The following is an 18360-nucleotide window of genomic DNA, read 5'->3' on the forward strand; positions in this document are numbered from 1 at the left end:
GTAGAAAAAGAGTTGAAACAGAGTTTAATAGCTCATTCCAGTGGAGATATTATGCCTGCATAGATGTTTATACGGTTACTTAGATCGTCCGTAATACTTGCCTGTTACTCCAGAATCGTGCTCTCCGGAACAAGACTATTCTCATTACGGGAAAATGCCTTAGGGTTAGATCTGCAGTATCGAATCAAAGTTGCCCAAACGAGCTATAGTTTAAAGTGATACACAATTACTATAAATAATAGGTTGGTGGGGTATGACGTCAGATAGAGAACACAGTCCTGCAACATATACAGCTGACAATTCAAGCGAAAATCGTTTTTTGCAGTTGATAGATTCAATGCCTAAAGTTTCAGTCCAGGGATATGACAAAAGCCGAAAAGTTATTTACTGGAATCAGTCAAGCACGGATATATACGGTTACGAAAAAGAAGAAGCAATAGGTAAGCAGCTTGAAGACCTGATCATACCAGACGAAATGCGTGAAGGTGTTATTTACCTCCATAAAGAATGGGTTGAAAAAGGTATACCCATTCCTTCTTCAGAGCTGGTACTCAAGCACAAAGACGGAAAGCCCATCCCGGTCTTCTCTACCCATGTAATGTTAAAGCAGAACACAGATTCACCGGAAATGTTCTGCGTTGATGTGGATCTGAGTGAACAATATATTGCTCGTGAAAAATTAGAAACCATTGCCTCTACAGACATTCTTACCGGGTTACCTAATCGGCGCTATTTAGAAGAAGCTCTGACAAAAAGAATCAGCGAAGCAAAACGTTTTGACTTTGAATTCGCTGTGTTTTTTATCGACCTTGATATGTTCAAAGAAATAAACGATACCTTGGGTCACACATGGGGAGACCAGCTACTAACCTCTGTTGCTAACAGAATGAAATTAGCACTCCGTGAATACGATATCCTTGCCCGGTTCGGGGGAGATGAATTTGTGCTGGTTATTCCAAGAATAGATAAACCCGAAGAAGCCACAATAATAGCAAATAAGCTAATCAATATATTTAAAGAAAGTTTTCCACTAGGATCAGAAAGTGTTTTTATCACATCCAGCATTGGCATTAGCTTATACCCCAGAGACGGCAGCATACCTGCAGAACTATTAAAAAATGCCGATAACGCGATGTATCGGGCGAAAGAGAGTGGAAGAAATAGATATCATTTCTTTACACACGCAATCGGCGAAAAATTGCAGCGCCAGCGGGAAATCTCTGCACATTTGCATCATTCATTACAGAAAGACGAATTCGAACTTGTTTATCAACCTCAGTTTAATATGGCTAATCATACTATTTGTGCATGTGAAGCCTTGCTTCGGTGGAGACCAAAGGACATAGAGCTAGCCGTAACGCCTGACATATTCATTCCAATCGCCGAACGTTCCGACCTGATTATTCGCTTGGGTGACTGGGTTCTAGAGAAGGCTTGTGCTCAAATCAGCACATGGAGAACAGCCGGAATCAACATACGTATTGACGTAAATGTATCAGGCAAGCAACTGGAACAAGCCAACTTTTTTGACAAACTCGAAGAAAAAAGAAACCGCTATGGATTATTTCCGGAGGATCTGGGTATAGAGCTCACGGAACATACTCTGATAAAGAGTAACGAGCTGATGTTAGACGGTCTAAAAAATCAAAGAGAAAAAGGCATGGAGATCTCAATCGATGATTTTGGCACTGGATATTCGTCCCTCAACTATTTGAAACTATTCCCCGTCACTAACTTGAAAATCGATCGGGTCTTCGTTGCGGATGCGCCGGAAAACGAGTTAGATGGAGCCCTTCTTGAAGCCATCGTCAATGTGGGTCACAAACTTAAACTGAATATTGTCGTCGAAGGTATCGAATCTGAACTACAGGCACAATTCTGTAAAAATCTGGATATCGATTTAGCTCAGGGATACTGGTATTGCCGGCCGGTTTCGGCAGATGACATCCTTGCACTTTTGAAAGCAGGACCCGGAAAATGAACTATCTGATTTATAAACTCTCAGCAAGCTCTATTGTAACATTAAGAGATTCATTCGACCTTAACATATCCAGCCCTTCATCCAGATGGCCTAGTTTAATCAAACCAGAAGCGTAACCAAAATCACGATAAAACAGCACCAGGTTCCCCCATGGAGCATAATAAGAAATGTCACCAGCACACGCACTCGTACCATCTGGCATGTCCTCCACTGATAGCTTTCTTGGAAGATAAGCAATCTTCTCTGTACTGGCGTAATCATCCAGCTTAAATGTCAAAGGTAACAGACTCACAAAATCTTGTGTGACCGTATTATCAGGCAAGGTACCAGTCACTGTCTGGTCATCAAAAATAAATCGTATCTTCATGTCTTTTCATCCCTTAATTATAACTATCCAGATCTCTATTTGCTCAGCGTAGTCTTAATTCGCATTAAGCCATCAAGCAAAACATCTTTTGGGCAGGCCATATTCAGTCTGATAAAGCCTTCTCCCGCATCACCGTAAATTGTCCCACAGCTGACAAGCAGGTGCCCTTCAGCTTCCAGTTCTTTGACTATTTCTTCTGACGATAGGCCTAAGCTGCGGCAGTCTATCCAGGCAAGATACGTTGCCTCCTGTGCTGTTACTGCCAGTTCAGGCAACTGTTCCTGAATAAAGCGTTCCACCGTCTTATAGTTTTCATAGATATAGTCTCTCAAGGCATCAAGCCACTCTTCACCATCGTTATAAGCAGCAATAAGACCTTCAACGCCGAAGGGATTCACATCACACACTTCATGAATATTGAGCGCCTTATCTATTTTTGACCTAATGTCCGGATCGGCAGCAACAATATTGGCAATCTGCAGACCAGCAATATTAAATGCTTTACTCGGGGAACTGCAGGTAACGGAATTAAGCAGAAACGTCTCGCCAAGGCTGGCAAAAGGCTGATGTTGCTCCCTAGGAAAAACTAAGTCGCAATGAATCTCATCGCTGACGACTACGACACCATGACGATGGCAAATTTCCCCCACTTTTCGCAGTTCCTGAGCCGTCCATGCTTTTCCTACCGGATTATGAGGATTACACAGCAGCATGACTGATACATCCGGTTTCGATACCTTACGTTCAAGATCATCGAAATCCATCTCATAATGTCCATCTATCCACACCAAAGGGCTTTCAGCTATCCAACATTCCATATTACGAATAGAGCTGAAAAAACAGTTATACACGGGAGTCTGAATGACGACACCATCACCAGGCTTAGTCAGAGCTTTTAAAATGGCGGAAACAGCAGGAACCACCCCGGAGGTGTATAACACCCAGTCACGATCAATAGTGAAGTGATAGCGGCGCTGAAACCAACTGATTAATGCGTCATAATAAGCATCAGTTACCTTGGTATAACCAAACACTCCATGCTGAACACGTTGCTCCAGAGCTTTAATAATGGCTGGCGCGGTTCTGAAATCCATATCCGCAACCCACATAGGCAAACTTGCAGGATCACCGGAAGAATCCCACTTGTAACTCCCTGTCCCCCGACGAGAAACAACGGTATCAAAACCAAATGACATCACTCACACCTCTCAGTCTGTAATCTCAATAGTGCAGGCACCAGGGTTAATACAGTTTTCATCAATGATAATTTCGCCAATGGAGCGAGCCCGAATAAAACCACCTTTCGGGTTTTTAACGCTCACGATGTCGGAAGATATCTCCGCTTCCAGGGTCGAATACTCAAAGCACAAATCGGTATCTTCCATTTTACAGTTTTCCATCACCAGATCGGTTGCGTAGTTCAATGGCTGTTCACCGCGGATAGTACAATTAATGAGTGTCAGGTTCTTTGAATGCCAGCCAAGGTATTCGCCATCTAACACACTATCGTAAACGGTGACGTTTTCTGTTCCCCAGAACGCATCTTTTGATTTTAAATGGGAATTTCTAATGGTTACATTCTTTGCGTCCTGAAATGAATAGTTACCTTCCAGCATCATGCCGTCAATAATGATATCTTCACCATTCATAAACACGTAGTCAGCTCCATGAAGCTCAACATTCTTCAGCTTAACATCGTTACAGGTCCACAATGTTTCCCCTGCATTTGGGAAGCGAGTGTTCTCAATAATCAGATGAGAAATCCGGCGGAACATTTTGGGTGCCTCAACAACACTATTACGCATGGTTAAATGGCTGGTGTACCAGATAGCTGCACGTGCATAAACGGTAAACAGGCAATTATCTATCTCTACGTGTTCACTATGCCAGAAAGGATACTTACACATAAATTCACATTGCTCTGCAGTAATATTACTAGAATGTTTTAATGCAGATTCCCCCGGATAGAAACGAACCTTATTTAAGGTTGTATTTTTCAAAGCATATAACGGACGCTCCCCTTCATAGAAACGATCGCTAATTTCATTTTTTACTTGCATGATATCTGACATTATTAACCTGAACTATGTTAAAAGTTGGAAATAAAAATATTAGGTCGCAGAGTACAGATAAAATCGTTACTCTTAATCTATTTTCAAATACGACTGAATAGCAGTTGAAAAACTAACTAGTTTCTGTAGCCGTAATATGTTTACCGACAGTAAATCGTAAAGACAGATGCAAAATTAAAGCAATGAACACCATCGATGCACCAGCCAGCACAGTAGTCAACCAGCCATAATGACTATATAGCCACGGACCAAGCCACGATCCTGTGGCCCCTCCAGTAAAAGTACAGGCAATACATAATGCATTTAGCCTGCTTCTCGCTTCTGGCACGAGTGAAATAACCGACTGCTGAATAACCACATTGGTCATATGAACACCCGGGTCGAACAACAGCGCAGCCAATACAAAGGTCAGGACATATGCTCCCCAAATAGGAGTCACAATAAATGCACATCCAACCATACTGATGCTTAACACTGTCAGGCCAAATCCCCGCCCCTTGTCAATAACTCTACCAGCCATAATGGCGCAAGGTGGTGCAACCAGGCTTACTAGAGAAAAAAGCGCAACCTCTGAGTGAGAAAAATGTAGAATATCTTTAAGTGCAATCGGTACTGCCGCCCAAAACATGGTGAAACTGGTGAACACCAGAGCCATTGCCCCCAGACGCTTTTTGATACCCGGCAAAGCAAATAGCTTTATCATCGACAACAACATTTTCGGATAGCTTAACCCTGTTGCAGTCGGTGTTTTACGTGGTAATTTTCTGACCAACAGCCCCACAAGCACCATTAACCCTGCGGCAAAAAAGTAGGTCAATCGCCAGTGTCCAAAACCGGTAATAAAGCTTGCTAACGGGCGGGATATAACAATGCCAAGTAAAGCGCCAGATATGATCAACCCCACGACCTGGCCTCTCTCTTTTTCCGCCGCCATTCCCACACTGATAGGAATAATGATCTGCACCGCACACGAGAACAACCCGATAAAAAACATGGATACAAGGAACGAAATTTCGCTATGACTAACCGCTGCAGAAAGTAATGCAGCAAATACCCCCAGAATCAAAGAGCCGATCAATCGCCGGCTTTCAACAGCATCCCCCAACGGAACTAAAAATAACACACCGAGGCAATAACCTATCTGAGTAACCGTAACAATGATGCCGCTGTCTGATGTAGCAATGCCCACATCGGAAGCTATATCTGAAATGATCGGCTGTGCATAATATAAATTAGCCAGAATTAAGCAGCACAATATTGCCAATATATACTTTAAACCTGCAGACATAACTGCTCCTATAATAAGCCAACGTAATGCATCCCACTTAATGAGATGTATTGCTCTGTTTGACTAACTTAATTAATTTCAGTCAGTTATCACTCGCAATAATTCATCAAGTACCGATTGTGCATTAGCAGCAACATCCGCCCCACATTCATTTTCCAGTATGTTAACGAACCCCTGGAGTTCTTCCGGAGAAATATCATTGTTCAGACTAATACCATAGTGTGCTTTCAGTTGTGGATTGACTCCTTTTATATTTGCCAGAGCAGCAATTGTTGCTAATTCGCGTTCTTTCCAGGTCAATACGTCTCGCTGGAAAATATCGCCAAACAAATGAGCTTTAAGGTACTGGTCAATTTCCGGAGAAAAATCAAAAAGAGGCCCGGCAACAATCTGTCCCACCAATTTAGTCTGGTTTTCAGTACCAAACTCCAGACTGTTTTTGCCTGTCGGTAACGGACTGGCATCTTTTCCAGCGATATCGCTAATGCCCTGACTTTTGCGTTCTTCAAGAATACCCATAAAAATACCAAGTCCGTTTAAACTTCTTGGAAAACCTGCATACGCATACATCTGAGCCAGTACTTCCTTAATTTCATTTACCGTAAGACCGGCATCAAGCCCTGTAGTCAGGCTTTCTTTTAACTTACCTAGTTCGCCACTTGCAGTAAAAGCTGCGATAGGAATTATTGCCTTCTGCTTGCTAGTAAACTTTTGTTGCATTGCATACGCCTCCGATATACTTATCAGTGTAAAGAACAGAACCAATATCTTTCTGAGAAATGTGTATTTCATTATAAAACTCCCGTCCTTTGAGTTAGAGAATACAAATTTACACTTCTCCCCCTTTCTTTTGATAGCCTATTCATTTCTGATTATTGCCTGATAATCTTTTTAACCGGATTTTTTGTGCTAACATGCAAAATATATAAGATTGGATGTCCGGTAAGATTTCGATGAATAAACCCAACATGGCGATAGCCTCTGATAAGCTGGCAGACAGCATAAAAAAATGGACGAACAATACGAATCATTTTGATACTCCAATCCAGGGGCTGAGACTGAGTCAATGGTGTTCCCCGACCCCACCAGCGAGTTATACTCACAACTCCAGCATCTGCCTTGTTGCTCAAGGCACAAAACAGGTGATCTTAGGAGAACAAAACTATATTTATGATGCCAACCACTTTTTAATTTCATCCGTCGACTTACCTGTCGTTGCGAATATTGTGGAAGCAACCGACGAAAAACCTTACTTAGGTATGATTCTTGAGCTGGATCATCAGGAGATTTCGCAGTTAATCGTAGACAGTGAACTTTCATTTGATCAGACCAGACAAGCTCAGAACGGCATGGCTATTGGCGAACTCTCGTCATCAATACTTGACGCATTTCAGCGCCTGATTAACTTACTTGATGAACCGGATAACATACATATACTTGCCCCTGTTATTAAACGGGAAATTTTTTACCGCCTGTTGATAACGGAACAAGGGCCACGCCTGCACCAGATTGTTACTGCCGGTAGCCATAGTCATCAGATTTCTAAAGCGATTGACTGGTTAAAAACTCATTACACCCTTCCTCTGAGTGTAGGAGAACTGGCTTCTTACACGGGAATGAGCAAGTCTGCTTTTTATACCCATTTCCGTACCATGACATCAATGACTCCACTGCAATTTCAAAAGAAACTACGTTTAAACGAAGCTCGCAGATTAATGCTTACGGAAAACCTTGATGCACTTGCCACAACCTTTAAAGTCGGCTATGAAAGTCCCTCTCAGTTCAGCCGGGAGTACAGCCGGTTATTTGGTGCTCCACCATCAAGAGACATCAAACAATTGCGTGAAGCAATGGCGATATAGCAAACATCATTTGATGTAGCCTGATAGCCTAATTTCAGAAAACCAGACTTTCAGGAAGAATAGGCAAGAATCCTGTACTAACGCGCTATTGCTCATAACAAAATTTAGATAAAGTATGCTTGTGTACTCCGGCAGGCTACTTCCTGCCCCAATAACTCAGGTGAAAGATGCAGCAGGAAAATACCAAAATCATTACACAAACTCTTCCAACCGAAAATAATACCCCTCCCCGTCGCCGACTGACATCTGCCATTAAATATTTGGGTACATTTACTGTTGCGCTTGGTTCAGCTATGTATGGTTACTTACAACTGCCACAGTTCGCCTCTCCGAAAGTGGAACCGCAACCTTATCAGGCAAGATTCTATGACGGAAAATTCCATAACCTCGTCGATGCCCCGGTGATGAGCGGTAACGACAGTTTCTTTGTCGGGTTATACAAGTTTCTTACGGATAAACAAGATAACGATGTCAAACCATCATCAGCGATTCCTTCCGTAAAAACTGACCTGCATAACCTCAGCCTGACTGACAATACCATTGTCTGGATGGGACACTCCTCCTACTACTTACAACTGGACGGCGTGCGTTTTCTGGTTGATCCCGTATTCAGCGAAAACGCATCACCGGTTCCTTATACTAACGTCGCTTTTCAGGGTAGTAATATCTATACCGCTGACGATATCCCCGAAATTGACTACCTGCTGATTACACACGACCATTGGGATCACCTCGATTACCCGACCCTGAATGTACTACAGCATAAGATAAAGCAAGTGATCACGCCGGTTGGTGTTGGCTCTTACCTGACCAAGTGGGGTTTCTCTGAGGAAAGTATCTTTGAAGGTGACTGGTACAGCGCTTTTAAAGAAAAGGATCTGGAAATCCATGTACTTCCGGCTCAGCATTTTTCCGGACGCCTGCTAACTCGTAATCAGACTCTGTGGGGATCATTCGCACTTATCACTCCGAACCATAAAATTTACCTGGGCGGAGACAGCGGATACGGTGAGCACTTCAAAGATATTTCCTCCAGACTCGGGGCATTTGATGTTGCGATTCTGGAAGCCGGTCAGTACAACGAAAACTGGGCTTTTATCCATATGATGCCGGAAGAAACCGTACAAGCCGCTGTTGATCTGCAGGCAAAAGCTTTCATTCCATCGCATAACAGCAAATTCAAACTCTCTAAACACGCATGGTATGAACCTCTAGAGCGAGTTGCTGAGGTGAGTAAAGATAAGAATTATCAGCTAATGACACCAATGATAGGAGAAACGGTCAGGCTGGATGACCCACAACAAGAGTTTTCCGCATGGTGGAAGTGACTCATGATGTTATAAGTCCTGTGGCAATAAAATGCCATTTACGGCTCACCTTTATCACAACATAGCTATTTGAGCATTTTCGTCAGAATTAAGTCCAATCATCGTAATGGAGATATTCTACAATGGAATATACAGTATTAAATAATGCCCTTAAGATGCCGATAGCAGGCTTTGGCGTTTTTCAGGTAACAGACAAAGAAGAATGCAAACAGGCTGTACTCACTGCTATCCGCACAGGTTACCGCCTTATTGATACCGCCGCGGTTTACGGCAATGAAGATGCTGTCGGCGACGCGGTACGTGAAGCCATCGCTGAGGGACTTTGTAGTCGTGAGGAATTGTTTATTACCTCCAAGCTATGGGTTCAGGACATGGCTAACTACGACATGGCCAAAGCAGCTATCGACGTATCATTGGAAAAATCAGGGCTGGAGTATTTTGATCTCTACCTGCTGCACCAGGCCATGAAAGACTACTTTAGTGCCTGGCGCGCTTTGGAAGATGCCTATGAAGAAGGCAGACTAAAATCTATCGGTGTTTCTAACTTTTATGCTCATGTACTCACTAATTTCTGCGAAACAGTAAGAATCAAACCCATGGTGAATCAGGTTGAGTTACACCCATACTTTGCGCAGCCTGCCGCTTTAGAAGTTATGCAGCATTACAACGTTCAGCCAGAGGCTTGGGCACCATTAGGTGGCGGCAGATATAAACCTTTTGAAAATGAAATGCTTCAGGGTATTGCGTCTGCGCACGGAAAAACTGTAGCACAGGTTATTCTACGCTGGAACGTACAACGCGGCGTAACAGTTATTCCAAAATCGACTCAGCAGGAACGCATTAAAGAAAACTTTGCGATCTGGGATTTCGTGCTGACAGATGAAGAAATGGAACAAATTAATTCACTTGATTTAGGTTATGTGGGTGAAGCCGTTAAGCACTTCAATCCAGCCTTTGTTCGTGGTTGTCTTGGCGTTAAAATCCACGACTAATCACGATCCTATTTGAACCGTTATTAATCAAACAAACACTTCTCACGGTAAGAGTTTCTACCGTGAGAGGTGTAACCATATTGGCAGTCTCAATTCATCGAGTATATAAGATATTTGTTCACTGCCTCAATTTAATTTACTGAAAAATAATTCCGGCTTGTTCTCGTCCCTGTGTCAATATCTGCATCACTGAAATAGAATGATCCAAATAACGGTAGCACGCGGTAAAATCATTTTCTGAATACATCTGATAAAAATGCCGGAATTCATATTCCATATGGTTATCTGCATGATTCGCATTAAAACACTGCTTATTACCCTGAACATCTAATTCTACGGAAGCCGCCACATTGGGGGCACTGGTCAGTGTCAGGCATCCATCAACACCTTGAATAACAACCTGACCCGGACTGGCTGAGTCTTTTGCTCCCGTGCAGACAGAGATAAAATCAGGATATTGCATGACCATCACCCCAGAAGTATCGATACCATTAAATCCTTTATTACAGGTGTATGTAATCTGTTTCGGAGAACCAAACAAATAGCAGGAAAGATGGATATTGTAGACATTAATGTCATACAGTGCTCCACCTGATAATGCTGGGTCAAAGGCCGGATGAACGTGCCCTTCCAGATATTGATGATAACGACTGGAAAGCTGTGAATAATTACTCTGAACAAACTTAACCTGACCAACCTTTTTCAGGCATTCCTTCATGATCTGGATATTCGGAGAGTGAATATTAGTAATAGCTTCAAATAGAAAACACTGATTATTCCTGGCTAATTCTGCCAGCGTCATCAACTCCTGCACTTCAGATGTGAATGGCTTTTCACAAATCACATGCTTTCCTGTCTTTAATGCCAATAAAGCATATTCGTAGTGAAGTTTATTAGGTATACCCAAATAGATAAAATCAACATCCGGGTCATTCAGCATTCGCGCATAGTCAGTGTAGAGCTTATTAATACGATATTCATCGCAAAGCTGCTGCGCTTTGTGCACACTACTCTCTCTGACACAAATCGCTTCACATCGTATTTCTTCAATATGGCTAAGTGCATCCAGACACCATTTAACAATATTTCCTGCTCCAACGATTCCAACTCGCATACCACCCCCTAAAAGACTTAATATCGCGTAAGTGAATCTACTGCATTAGAACTTTTTGTCAAGCACACAAACTAAATGTGCAATCGAAACGTACTAAGACTTACAAAAGAGCACTAAATGTGCGAAAAATACGGAATTCTACGCCAAGTTAAGTGTCTGGTTACCTGTTTTGCTATACACTACCAGACGTTTTAGTGTACGTAAGGAAATAATAATGACTCAGGATGAACGTTTAATTGAGCTGGAAGCGCGAATTCAAAGTCACGGAAAAGTCACGTTAGAGGATATCTGTCAGCAATATCAGATCTCCTACGATTCCGCACGACGAGACTTAGTCAAACTCGCTAAACGTCCGGGCATTCTGCGTATCCGGGGAGGCGCTATTTTTGATGAGAAAAAAGTGACCCTTTCCTACAATCAGAGAACAGCATCAGATCCGGTAAAGCAACAACTAGCCGCTTACGGTGCATCGCTGGTCGATGAACACGATATTATTTTCCTTGATGCAGGAACAACCAGTGCTCTTCTGGCAGATTGCTTGGATATCACCTCTAGTGTTATTACTAACTCACTGGAAAGCCTGAATAATCTCAGTAATAAAAACCAGATCAGAAAGTGTGTGCTCGGAGGTATGTTCGATGACTTTTCGCATACCATACTGGGTGATACTACCATTGAACAAATCAAAAAGTATCAGGCTAATAAAGCATTTATTGGTGTAAGTGCTCTGTCCGAATCAGGCATTACAACAGATACAGAAACGGATGCGAATCTTAAAATAGCGATGGCCCGGCAAGCGAAGCAGGTTATCTGCATCACTAAAGAGAGTAAATTTAATACTCAATCCATGTTTCAGTCATGCTCATGGTCTGATATTGATCTGGTTATCACCAACCAGCATCCCCCAAAAAATATTACCGAACAGATGCAATGGCACGATGTAGAACTGATCGTGATAGAAACGAATACACATGACCGAACCTGATATTCAAATAAGAGAAAATACCGAAGTTAAGGATCTCCGTATGGAAGAAATTTTTTTAGCCGGCGGTTGCCTGTGGGGGGTACAGGAATTTATTAAATATGTTCCGGGAATTATAGAGACAGAAGCCGGGCGTGCAAATGGCATCTCAGATACAACCAAAAGCGAATACGATGGTTATGCTGAATGTGTGCGTATCCAGTTTGACCCGCAAGTTGTATCAGTCTGCCAACTGATGGAATATTTGTTTGAAATCATTGATCCATACAGCGTGAACAAACAAGGTTCAGACATCGGAAAAAAATACCGTTCGGGGGTTTACAGTGAGAATCCCGCTCATCTGGAAATAGCTCAACATTATATCTCCTGCCGAGAAGATGCCGCTCAGATCGCGGTCGAGGTTTTACCTTTAACTAATTTTGTACCAAGTGATGCAGAGCACCAGCATCACCTGAGTCATTTTCCTGAAGACCACTATTTATGCCATATTCCGTGGGATCTTTTACATAAATATAAGTCCAAACATTCTGAATCGGCCTAAACGGACTAAAGATTCGGCAATTAAAAATTCCCCGGGGCAACCTGCAAACAAGTCAGTCCTGCCTCTCTCCAGAAGTTAACCACATGGTCTCTATCGTCCAAAACCAACCATGGAGCATAGCCATCGTTCTGAATGTTCAGTAATAATGCCTGTTTCACATGCGCATCTGATATAGCATCTTGCCCTTCAGGACGAAGGTAAACCCGATCATAAGGAATGCAATGTTTATCCAGCCAGTCTAACGTATACTGCCTGTGACTGTCTGGTCGGCCACTACATATCACAATCGCTTCACCTTTTTCTGCCAAATAGTTCACCAGCTTGACAATATTAATTACGGGAAGTGCATCCTGCATATAATTAAAAAAAGGATCCCAATCCTTAGTGTCGCCTAACACCCAAGATTTCACTGCTTCAGGATTAAATTCCGCTAATGTTCCATCCACATCCACGACAATACAGCTTCTGTTCATTTCTACTCCTGTACTATTTGTTGCTGCCAACTATCGGCTTCCGGCCAAAAACGAACCGGAGTTGCATTCGGAACTCTTGCTCCATTCGGTGAGCCTGTAGCGTGAAACTGAATGACCCGATAAACGCCGGAATGAGCAACAATCAGCGGAAATTCATTAGCAAGAAGAATGTTATTGAGTGCCTGTGTAACTCTATGAATAAAAGCCGACCACGGTTCTCCTCCCGGTGGAGTATCAAAATAACTGACCGAATGAGTAATTGCCGTCATTTCCCACTCTCCCCAACTGCGCTCAGATAAATCCGCATTGGTGACAAAATTCACATCAGGCAGCGCAAGTTGTGTTGTCTGCTGCGCTCTCTGCATGCTACTGGATATAACATTAAGATTAGAGATGTCCAATTTTTTTAAAACCCTCCTCGCCTTAATCGCCTGTTCCCGACCTGATTCATTCAGCGGTATATCCGTTGCACCACAAAATAAATTGCCTTGATTAGCCTGAGTTTCCCCATGACGCATAAAGATAAATGGCTTCTTAATCAGTAACATAAGCAGACTCCCAGTTAGGATAGATATGCATATCACATGGATACTGTTCTTCCTGAACAGTAATCAGATCAGGATGAAACAAGGGAATAACTGTCCGGCACTGCAAATGACGTATCATTCTTAAGTTATCCGATAAGGTTGGGTGAACATTCCAACGAATAAAGCTGCAACTGTGTTGTTCCTGAACCTCTCGAACTAACGGTCCCATATGCCCCGTAAATACGATATTTCTTAAACACTTTTTATGATGGTCAATAAGTGTCTTTGCCAGCCCACAGTCCAAGTCCGGCGAACCTGCTAAAATAATATCATTCGATTGAATATCGATTGGATCATCGATAATACGGACGGACTGATGCATTGCACGCAGACATCGACCACTTTCGATTTTAAGCCCCATATCCAATCCCAACATAGCCTGATTGATGTGCTGAAAACCATTCCTATCTATTCCTACCTGCCCGGGATATCGATCCATCAGCCATATAGCCATCTCAATACCTCTCCCGGATGCAGGAACAGGTAACAGTACATATCCAGAGCCACACTGTGCATGCAGCACTGCAGATAAACGCTGTTTCTGCATTTCCATCCCGGTATCGTAATTGCCATAAGACATATCTAACAAAGCGATATTAGCGGCCGGTGGTAAATCAAACCGGTAAAGCTCCGATTCAAAAGAAAAATCGCCGCTGTAGAAGACCCCTCCTTCGACTGAAAAATGGAACCAAATGCCCCCTAAGGCATGTCCCGCCGCCCCGGTCGTTACAGTTATTCCCATCACATGGGTAGAGCCCTGGATCGGAAGAGTAATGGCATGACAGTGTGCCGGAAGGCGAGATGCCACAAACTCGGAGCAATAGACTGGGATATGTGCAGGAATATTTGCTACTCCACCAATGTGATCAATGTGATCATGGCTGATAAATACGGCATCAATATCTGCAGGAAATGTCCACGGGACATGAGCCGTACCAATACAGGCACCACTATCTAATAGAAATCGTTTTTGTGCAGTCTGTAACACTATGGCAGCAGGAGCCTTTGCCGCTAACCCACTGAGAACTTCGATAGAGATACTCATGCTACTTTTACTCGCCAGCCTTGCGTAAAAGCGACTTTGACCAAAGAACCAGATAACTGTGGCGAATGATGATAACAGATAAAAGTCTGCTCATCGTGAACCAGATTCAGGGTAAGCAGATACCGTTCCCCAAGAAATACGCAGTCTTTTACCTGTGCTTCTACTCCATCTTCAGCAAGATAAATATGTTCAGGTCGTAATAGCACTGGCAACGATGCTGTGGAAGCATTTAAATCAAAATCTGTTGCTTTAATTACCCGATGGTTGTGCCCTTTCACAGGTAAATTCAACACACTTCCTTTACCGATGAAATTAGCTACCCAGGAAGTATCCGGTTGCTGATACAGAGACTCTGGTGTTCCCCACTGCACCAATTTCCCCTGATGCAGCACAGCAATATGCGTAGCTAATGCCATCGCCTCGGCCTGATCATGAGTAACAAACACAAACGTTGCTCCCGTCTCACGATGAAACTCTCGGAATGTTTGCTCCATCGAGGCTCGTAGATGGCGATCAAGGTTAGCCAGAGGCTCATCAAGTAATACGACTTCAGGTTCTGCAATCAGGCAACGAGCAAGTGCTACACGCTGGCGCTGTCCGCCACTCAGTTCCTGAACTTTGCGTGTTTCGTACCCACGCATATCAATAGTCTCAAGTAATTTTTTCGCTTTCTGCCGAATATAAGCCGACGGTTTTCCCTGAACTTTTAAAGGATACGAGACATTTTCCAATACCGTCATATGGGGCCATAACGCATACGACTGAAAAACCATACTCATCCGACGCTGTTCTGGCGGTACAAATTGCTTACCATCATCCAGCACATGACCATTCATCACCAACGCGCCAGACGTCAAATTTTCTAAGCCAGCAATCATTCTGAGAGTCGTTGTTTTACCACAGCCACTTGGCCCTATTAACGCACAGAATGCACCATTAGGAATCGTCAAAGATAACTGATTAACAGCCGGTTGATTGTGAAAATGTTTACAAACATGATCAAGAATTAACTCTGCCATGGGATTACTCCTTTAGGTAAAAAACGAGACAAACTGTTCAGCAACCACATGACGATCGCTACTAAAAAGACAACTAACACTGAAACGGCAGAAGCAAGAACCTTGTTACCACTTTCATCTAAATTAAAGATCACAACGCCCAACGTTTCTGTACCTGCACTCCACAGCAAAGCCGAAACCGTCAGTTCATTTACTGCCGTTAGGAACACCAATAAAGCACCGGCAAAAGCGGAAGGTGTAAGCAAAGGAAAAATAATATCTTTAAGACGTACCAACAGACTAGCCCCGGATAACTGAGCTGCTTCTTCCATTGAAGGATCAATTTGTTTCATCTGGGTAAAAACCGGCTTAAAGCAAACCGCCATAAAACGAGCCAGATAAGCAATAAATATAATGGCTAAACTGCCGTACAGACTCCACCCCAACCATGGCAGCGGACGAGCAAACAGTAAAATACAAGCGATTGCCAATACAATACCTGGCAACGTAAATGGAATATCTATCATACTGATCAGTAACTGAGATTTTTTCCCCGCATAGCGTGTCGCCAAATAGGCAAGCACAACACAGATCCCCATTAACGTAACAGCAGCACTGACAGAAAGCAGCAAACTATTAATTAATGCAGTATAAGTCGCACTCTGTTTAGAAAAAACCGTTGCATAAGCCTCAAATGTTAATGTTTGCCAGTTCAGCGGAACCCCCATAGTTGGGATCAAAGAGCTGAATATCAGAGCCAGCAGAGGAAGAATCAAGATAATAAAAAGCAGTAAAGCCAAAGCCAGTTCAGCAGCCTTACGATATTGTCCTAAAGGAATAAACAGAGTCTGTCCACTTCCCCCGATAAGATGTAAAGAGCTGGCCTGCTGAGCTTTATTCTGTAAATACACAATCAGATACGCCAATATCGCCATCAAAATAGATAAACTGGCAACATCATTAAGAACACTAGTGCCAAAATTCGCCATCTGCTGATAAATCAGTGTCGGTAGCACCAAATAGGAAATTGGAATACCGATCATGGCAGCGATACCAAAATTTCCAAGGGCAGAAACAAAAGCCAATGCCGCTGCCGCAAGCAAAGCCGGGTAACATAGCGGCAGAATAATGTCTGACATCAGGTGCCGGTTAGAAGCACCGCACAACCTAGCCGCTTCTATTTGCTCTTTAGGCAGAGCAATAAGCTGAGTTCGTAGCGCAAGAAAGACTAAAGGTGCATGTTGAATACCCAGTAAAAAAGCAATCCCCTCTGCAGAATAGATAGGATTGGAACTTCCTAATGCCGGAGCCATCCCCAGACTTTTTAGAATTGTGCTGCTCGGTCCAAACAATTGTATCCAGCATAATGCCATCACCTGAGGAGGTATCATCATTGGCAGCATGAAAAGAAAAGCCCACAGAGACTTATAACCAATATTGGTTAAAGCAATCAGAAACGCCAATGTCCCTCCGATAAGTAACGAAAGTAACATCGCGAGGCTACTGGTATAAAAACTATGCCAGAGAGCTTTCCAGGTTGATGACTGAGAGAGCATCCGCCACAAGCTGGACTGTCCCCCATCACTAATATCAGAAAGAGATGTAATAAAAAGCTGTAGTGATGGCAGGACAGTAAGAATACCAACCATTACTAATAAGAGAATAACAAGCCCCTTATAGAGGCTTGTGTTATATGTCATACCCACAGAGTTCATAATTTGCTAACAGACAATGTTAATTAAAAATTTTGGCAAAGCGATCTTTGTTGTTGTTGGCGTTCTGCAATGCACTTTCAGGGTTAAACGCCATCATTTTTATTTCAGAGCGTGGCGGGAACCCTGCTGGCGTACCAACGATATTTGATGCGGGTAAATAGCCCTGGGATTTAACCAACTCTTGTCCCTGATTTGAAAGTAGAAAATCAACGAATTTTTGTGCCGCTTGCTTTTCTTTACTATCAGCCAGGATAGCAACAGGCTCTGTTACCATGCTCACCCCTTCTTTCGGAAAAACAAATTCTATTGGAGCACCTTTCGCTTTTTCCCGGATAGCCAAATAGTCAACAAGCGCACCATAGGCCTTGGTACCAGAGGAAAGCGCATTCAACACACCACCGTTCCCCCCTTGAGCTTGAACCTGATTGTCTTTTAATTGTTGATAGTAATCCCAGCCGATATTGTTATTTTCTGTCAAAGTCGCCAGATGAATCAATGCTGCACCAGAGTATAAAGGGCTAGGCATAGCGGTTAGGTTTCTCAGATTCGGTTTCGTCAGATCCCACCATGAATCCGGCTTAAAGCTTGCTTGTGTATTATAGGCAATCCCTGTGGTAATCATTTTTGTACCATAGTAATAGCCTTTGGCATCGTACAACGCCAAATCATAATCACTTTTATACTGCGATATATAAGGATAAAGCAGGCCTTCTCCTTTTAATGACTCCATGGTAACGCTATCAGCAATCAGAAGCAGATCCGGACTTTTCACTCCCGCTTCTCTTTCGGTCTGGAAACGCGCCATCAATTTAGTGGTTCCATCACGAATCCAGTTCACTCGAATCTCTGGATTTTGTTTTTCAAACGCGGCGACCGTTTGTTGTGCATCCTGATTAGGCTGACTGGTATATAGCATTAATGTTGTTTGGGCACTCGCAGAAGCGGAAACCAGTGTTAATAAAAAAGCAGTTACTTTTTTCATACATCCCTCGTTTAGATAAATACTTAGTTTCAG

18 protein-coding genes are annotated in these 18360 nt (G+C 43.0%); 6 read left to right on the forward strand and 12 right to left on the reverse strand.

Annotation, left to right across the window (positions count from 1 at the left end):
- Nucleotides 1–253 precede the first annotated feature (253 nt).
- The gene (locus CSW98_RS06500; RefSeq protein ID WP_100799660.1) at nucleotides 254–1981 is read left to right on the forward strand and encodes a sensor domain-containing protein; all 1728 of its coding nucleotides are present in this window, start codon (nucleotides 254–256) and stop codon (nucleotides 1979–1981) included.
- Between the two features lie 10 nt (nucleotides 1982–1991).
- Here CSW98_RS06500 and CSW98_RS06505 read toward each other — a convergent pair whose 3' ends face one another.
- The 5 genes from CSW98_RS06505 to CSW98_RS06525 all read right to left on the reverse strand — a co-directional run bounded on the left by CSW98_RS06505 (nucleotide 1992) and on the right by CSW98_RS06525 (nucleotide 6428).
- Complete coding sequence (locus tag CSW98_RS06505; RefSeq protein ID WP_100799661.1) at nucleotides 1992–2348, reverse strand: cyclophilin-like fold protein; 357 nt, start codon at nucleotides 2346–2348, stop codon at nucleotides 1992–1994.
- Between the two features lie 35 nt (nucleotides 2349–2383).
- Nucleotides 2384–3544, reverse strand: coding sequence for a MalY/PatB family protein (locus tag CSW98_RS06510; RefSeq protein ID WP_100799662.1), 1161 nt, complete (start codon nucleotides 3542–3544; stop codon nucleotides 2384–2386).
- A 12-nt stretch (nucleotides 3545–3556) separates the two neighbouring features.
- Nucleotides 3557–4420, reverse strand: a complete 864-nt coding sequence (locus CSW98_RS06515; RefSeq protein ID WP_100799663.1) for a DUF3737 family protein — start codon at nucleotides 4418–4420, stop codon at nucleotides 3557–3559.
- A gap of 112 nt (nucleotides 4421–4532) precedes the next feature.
- Complete coding sequence (locus CSW98_RS06520) at nucleotides 4533–5708, reverse strand: MFS transporter (protein ID WP_100799664.1); 1176 nt, start codon at nucleotides 5706–5708, stop codon at nucleotides 4533–4535.
- 78 nt (nucleotides 5709–5786) lie between these two features.
- Complete coding sequence (locus tag CSW98_RS06525) at nucleotides 5787–6428, reverse strand: carboxymuconolactone decarboxylase family protein (RefSeq protein ID WP_100800031.1); 642 nt, start codon at nucleotides 6426–6428, stop codon at nucleotides 5787–5789.
- A gap of 233 nt (nucleotides 6429–6661) precedes the next feature.
- Here CSW98_RS06525 and CSW98_RS06530 point away from each other — a divergent pair, with 233 nt between their 5' ends.
- The 3 genes from CSW98_RS06530 (at nucleotide 6662) to CSW98_RS06540 (ending at nucleotide 9890) form a co-directional block, all read left to right on the forward strand.
- The gene (locus CSW98_RS06530) at nucleotides 6662–7570 is read left to right on the forward strand and encodes an AraC family transcriptional regulator (protein ID WP_100800032.1); all 909 of its coding nucleotides are present in this window, start codon (nucleotides 6662–6664) and stop codon (nucleotides 7568–7570) included.
- A 167-nt stretch (nucleotides 7571–7737) separates the two neighbouring features.
- On the forward strand, nucleotides 7738–8898 hold the full coding sequence (locus tag CSW98_RS06535) for an MBL fold metallo-hydrolase (protein ID WP_198517296.1): 1161 nt from the start codon (nucleotides 7738–7740) through the stop codon (nucleotides 8896–8898).
- A gap of 122 nt (nucleotides 8899–9020) precedes the next feature.
- Nucleotides 9021–9890, forward strand: coding sequence for an aldo/keto reductase (locus CSW98_RS06540; protein ID WP_100799665.1), 870 nt, complete (start codon nucleotides 9021–9023; stop codon nucleotides 9888–9890).
- 136 nt (nucleotides 9891–10026) lie between these two features.
- Here CSW98_RS06540 and CSW98_RS06545 read toward each other — a convergent pair whose 3' ends face one another.
- Entirely contained in the window at nucleotides 10027–11004 is a 978-nt protein-coding gene (locus CSW98_RS06545; RefSeq protein WP_100799666.1) for a Gfo/Idh/MocA family protein, read from the reverse strand.
- Between the two features lie 214 nt (nucleotides 11005–11218).
- On the opposite strand from CSW98_RS06545, the gene CSW98_RS06550 reads away from it, so the two are divergent.
- Nucleotides 11219–11989, forward strand: coding sequence for a DeoR/GlpR family DNA-binding transcription regulator (locus CSW98_RS06550; RefSeq protein ID WP_100799667.1), 771 nt, complete (start codon nucleotides 11219–11221; stop codon nucleotides 11987–11989).
- A gap of 40 nt (nucleotides 11990–12029) precedes the next feature.
- Nucleotides 12030–12527, forward strand: a complete 498-nt coding sequence (locus CSW98_RS06555) for a peptide-methionine (S)-S-oxide reductase (RefSeq protein ID WP_100800034.1) — start codon at nucleotides 12030–12032, stop codon at nucleotides 12525–12527.
- A gap of 20 nt (nucleotides 12528–12547) precedes the next feature.
- On the opposite strand, the gene CSW98_RS06560 is transcribed toward CSW98_RS06555, so the two are convergent.
- Genes CSW98_RS06560 through CSW98_RS06585 form a run of 6 tightly spaced genes read right to left on the reverse strand, consistent with a single transcriptional unit; the run spans nucleotide 12548 to nucleotide 18327 of the window.
- On the reverse strand, nucleotides 12548–13000 hold the full coding sequence (locus CSW98_RS06560; RefSeq protein ID WP_100799668.1) for a phosphatase domain-containing protein: 453 nt from the start codon (nucleotides 12998–13000) through the stop codon (nucleotides 12548–12550).
- Between the two features lie 2 nt (nucleotides 13001–13002).
- Nucleotides 13003–13548 carry a histidine phosphatase family protein gene (locus CSW98_RS06565; RefSeq protein WP_100799669.1) on the reverse strand — a complete coding sequence of 182 codons (546 nt, stop codon included), beginning with the start codon at nucleotides 13546–13548 and terminating at the stop codon, nucleotides 13003–13005.
- The gene (locus CSW98_RS06570) at nucleotides 13535–14632 is read right to left on the reverse strand and encodes an MBL fold metallo-hydrolase (RefSeq protein ID WP_100799670.1); all 1098 of its coding nucleotides are present in this window, start codon (nucleotides 14630–14632) and stop codon (nucleotides 13535–13537) included. Before CSW98_RS06570 ends, CSW98_RS06565 begins: the two co-directional genes overlap by 14 nt.
- Nucleotides 14629–15651 (reverse strand): ABC transporter ATP-binding protein, encoded by a 1023-nt coding sequence (locus tag CSW98_RS06575; RefSeq protein ID WP_100799671.1) that lies wholly within the window; start codon nucleotides 15649–15651, stop codon nucleotides 14629–14631. Before CSW98_RS06575 ends, CSW98_RS06570 begins: the two co-directional genes overlap by 4 nt.
- The gene (locus CSW98_RS06580; protein WP_100800035.1) at nucleotides 15639–17330 is read right to left on the reverse strand and encodes an ABC transporter permease; all 1692 of its coding nucleotides are present in this window, start codon (nucleotides 17328–17330) and stop codon (nucleotides 15639–15641) included. Before CSW98_RS06580 ends, CSW98_RS06575 begins: the two co-directional genes overlap by 13 nt.
- Nucleotides 17331–17364: 34 nt before the next feature.
- Nucleotides 17365–18327, reverse strand: coding sequence for an ABC transporter substrate-binding protein (locus CSW98_RS06585; protein WP_100799672.1), 963 nt, complete (start codon nucleotides 18325–18327; stop codon nucleotides 17365–17367).
- Between the last annotated feature and the right edge of the window lie 33 nt (nucleotides 18328–18360).

The sequence above is a fragment of the Vibrio sp. HA2012 genome (genome assembly GCF_002812955.1).
Taxonomy (GTDB): Bacteria; Pseudomonadota; Gammaproteobacteria; order Enterobacterales; family Vibrionaceae; genus Vibrio.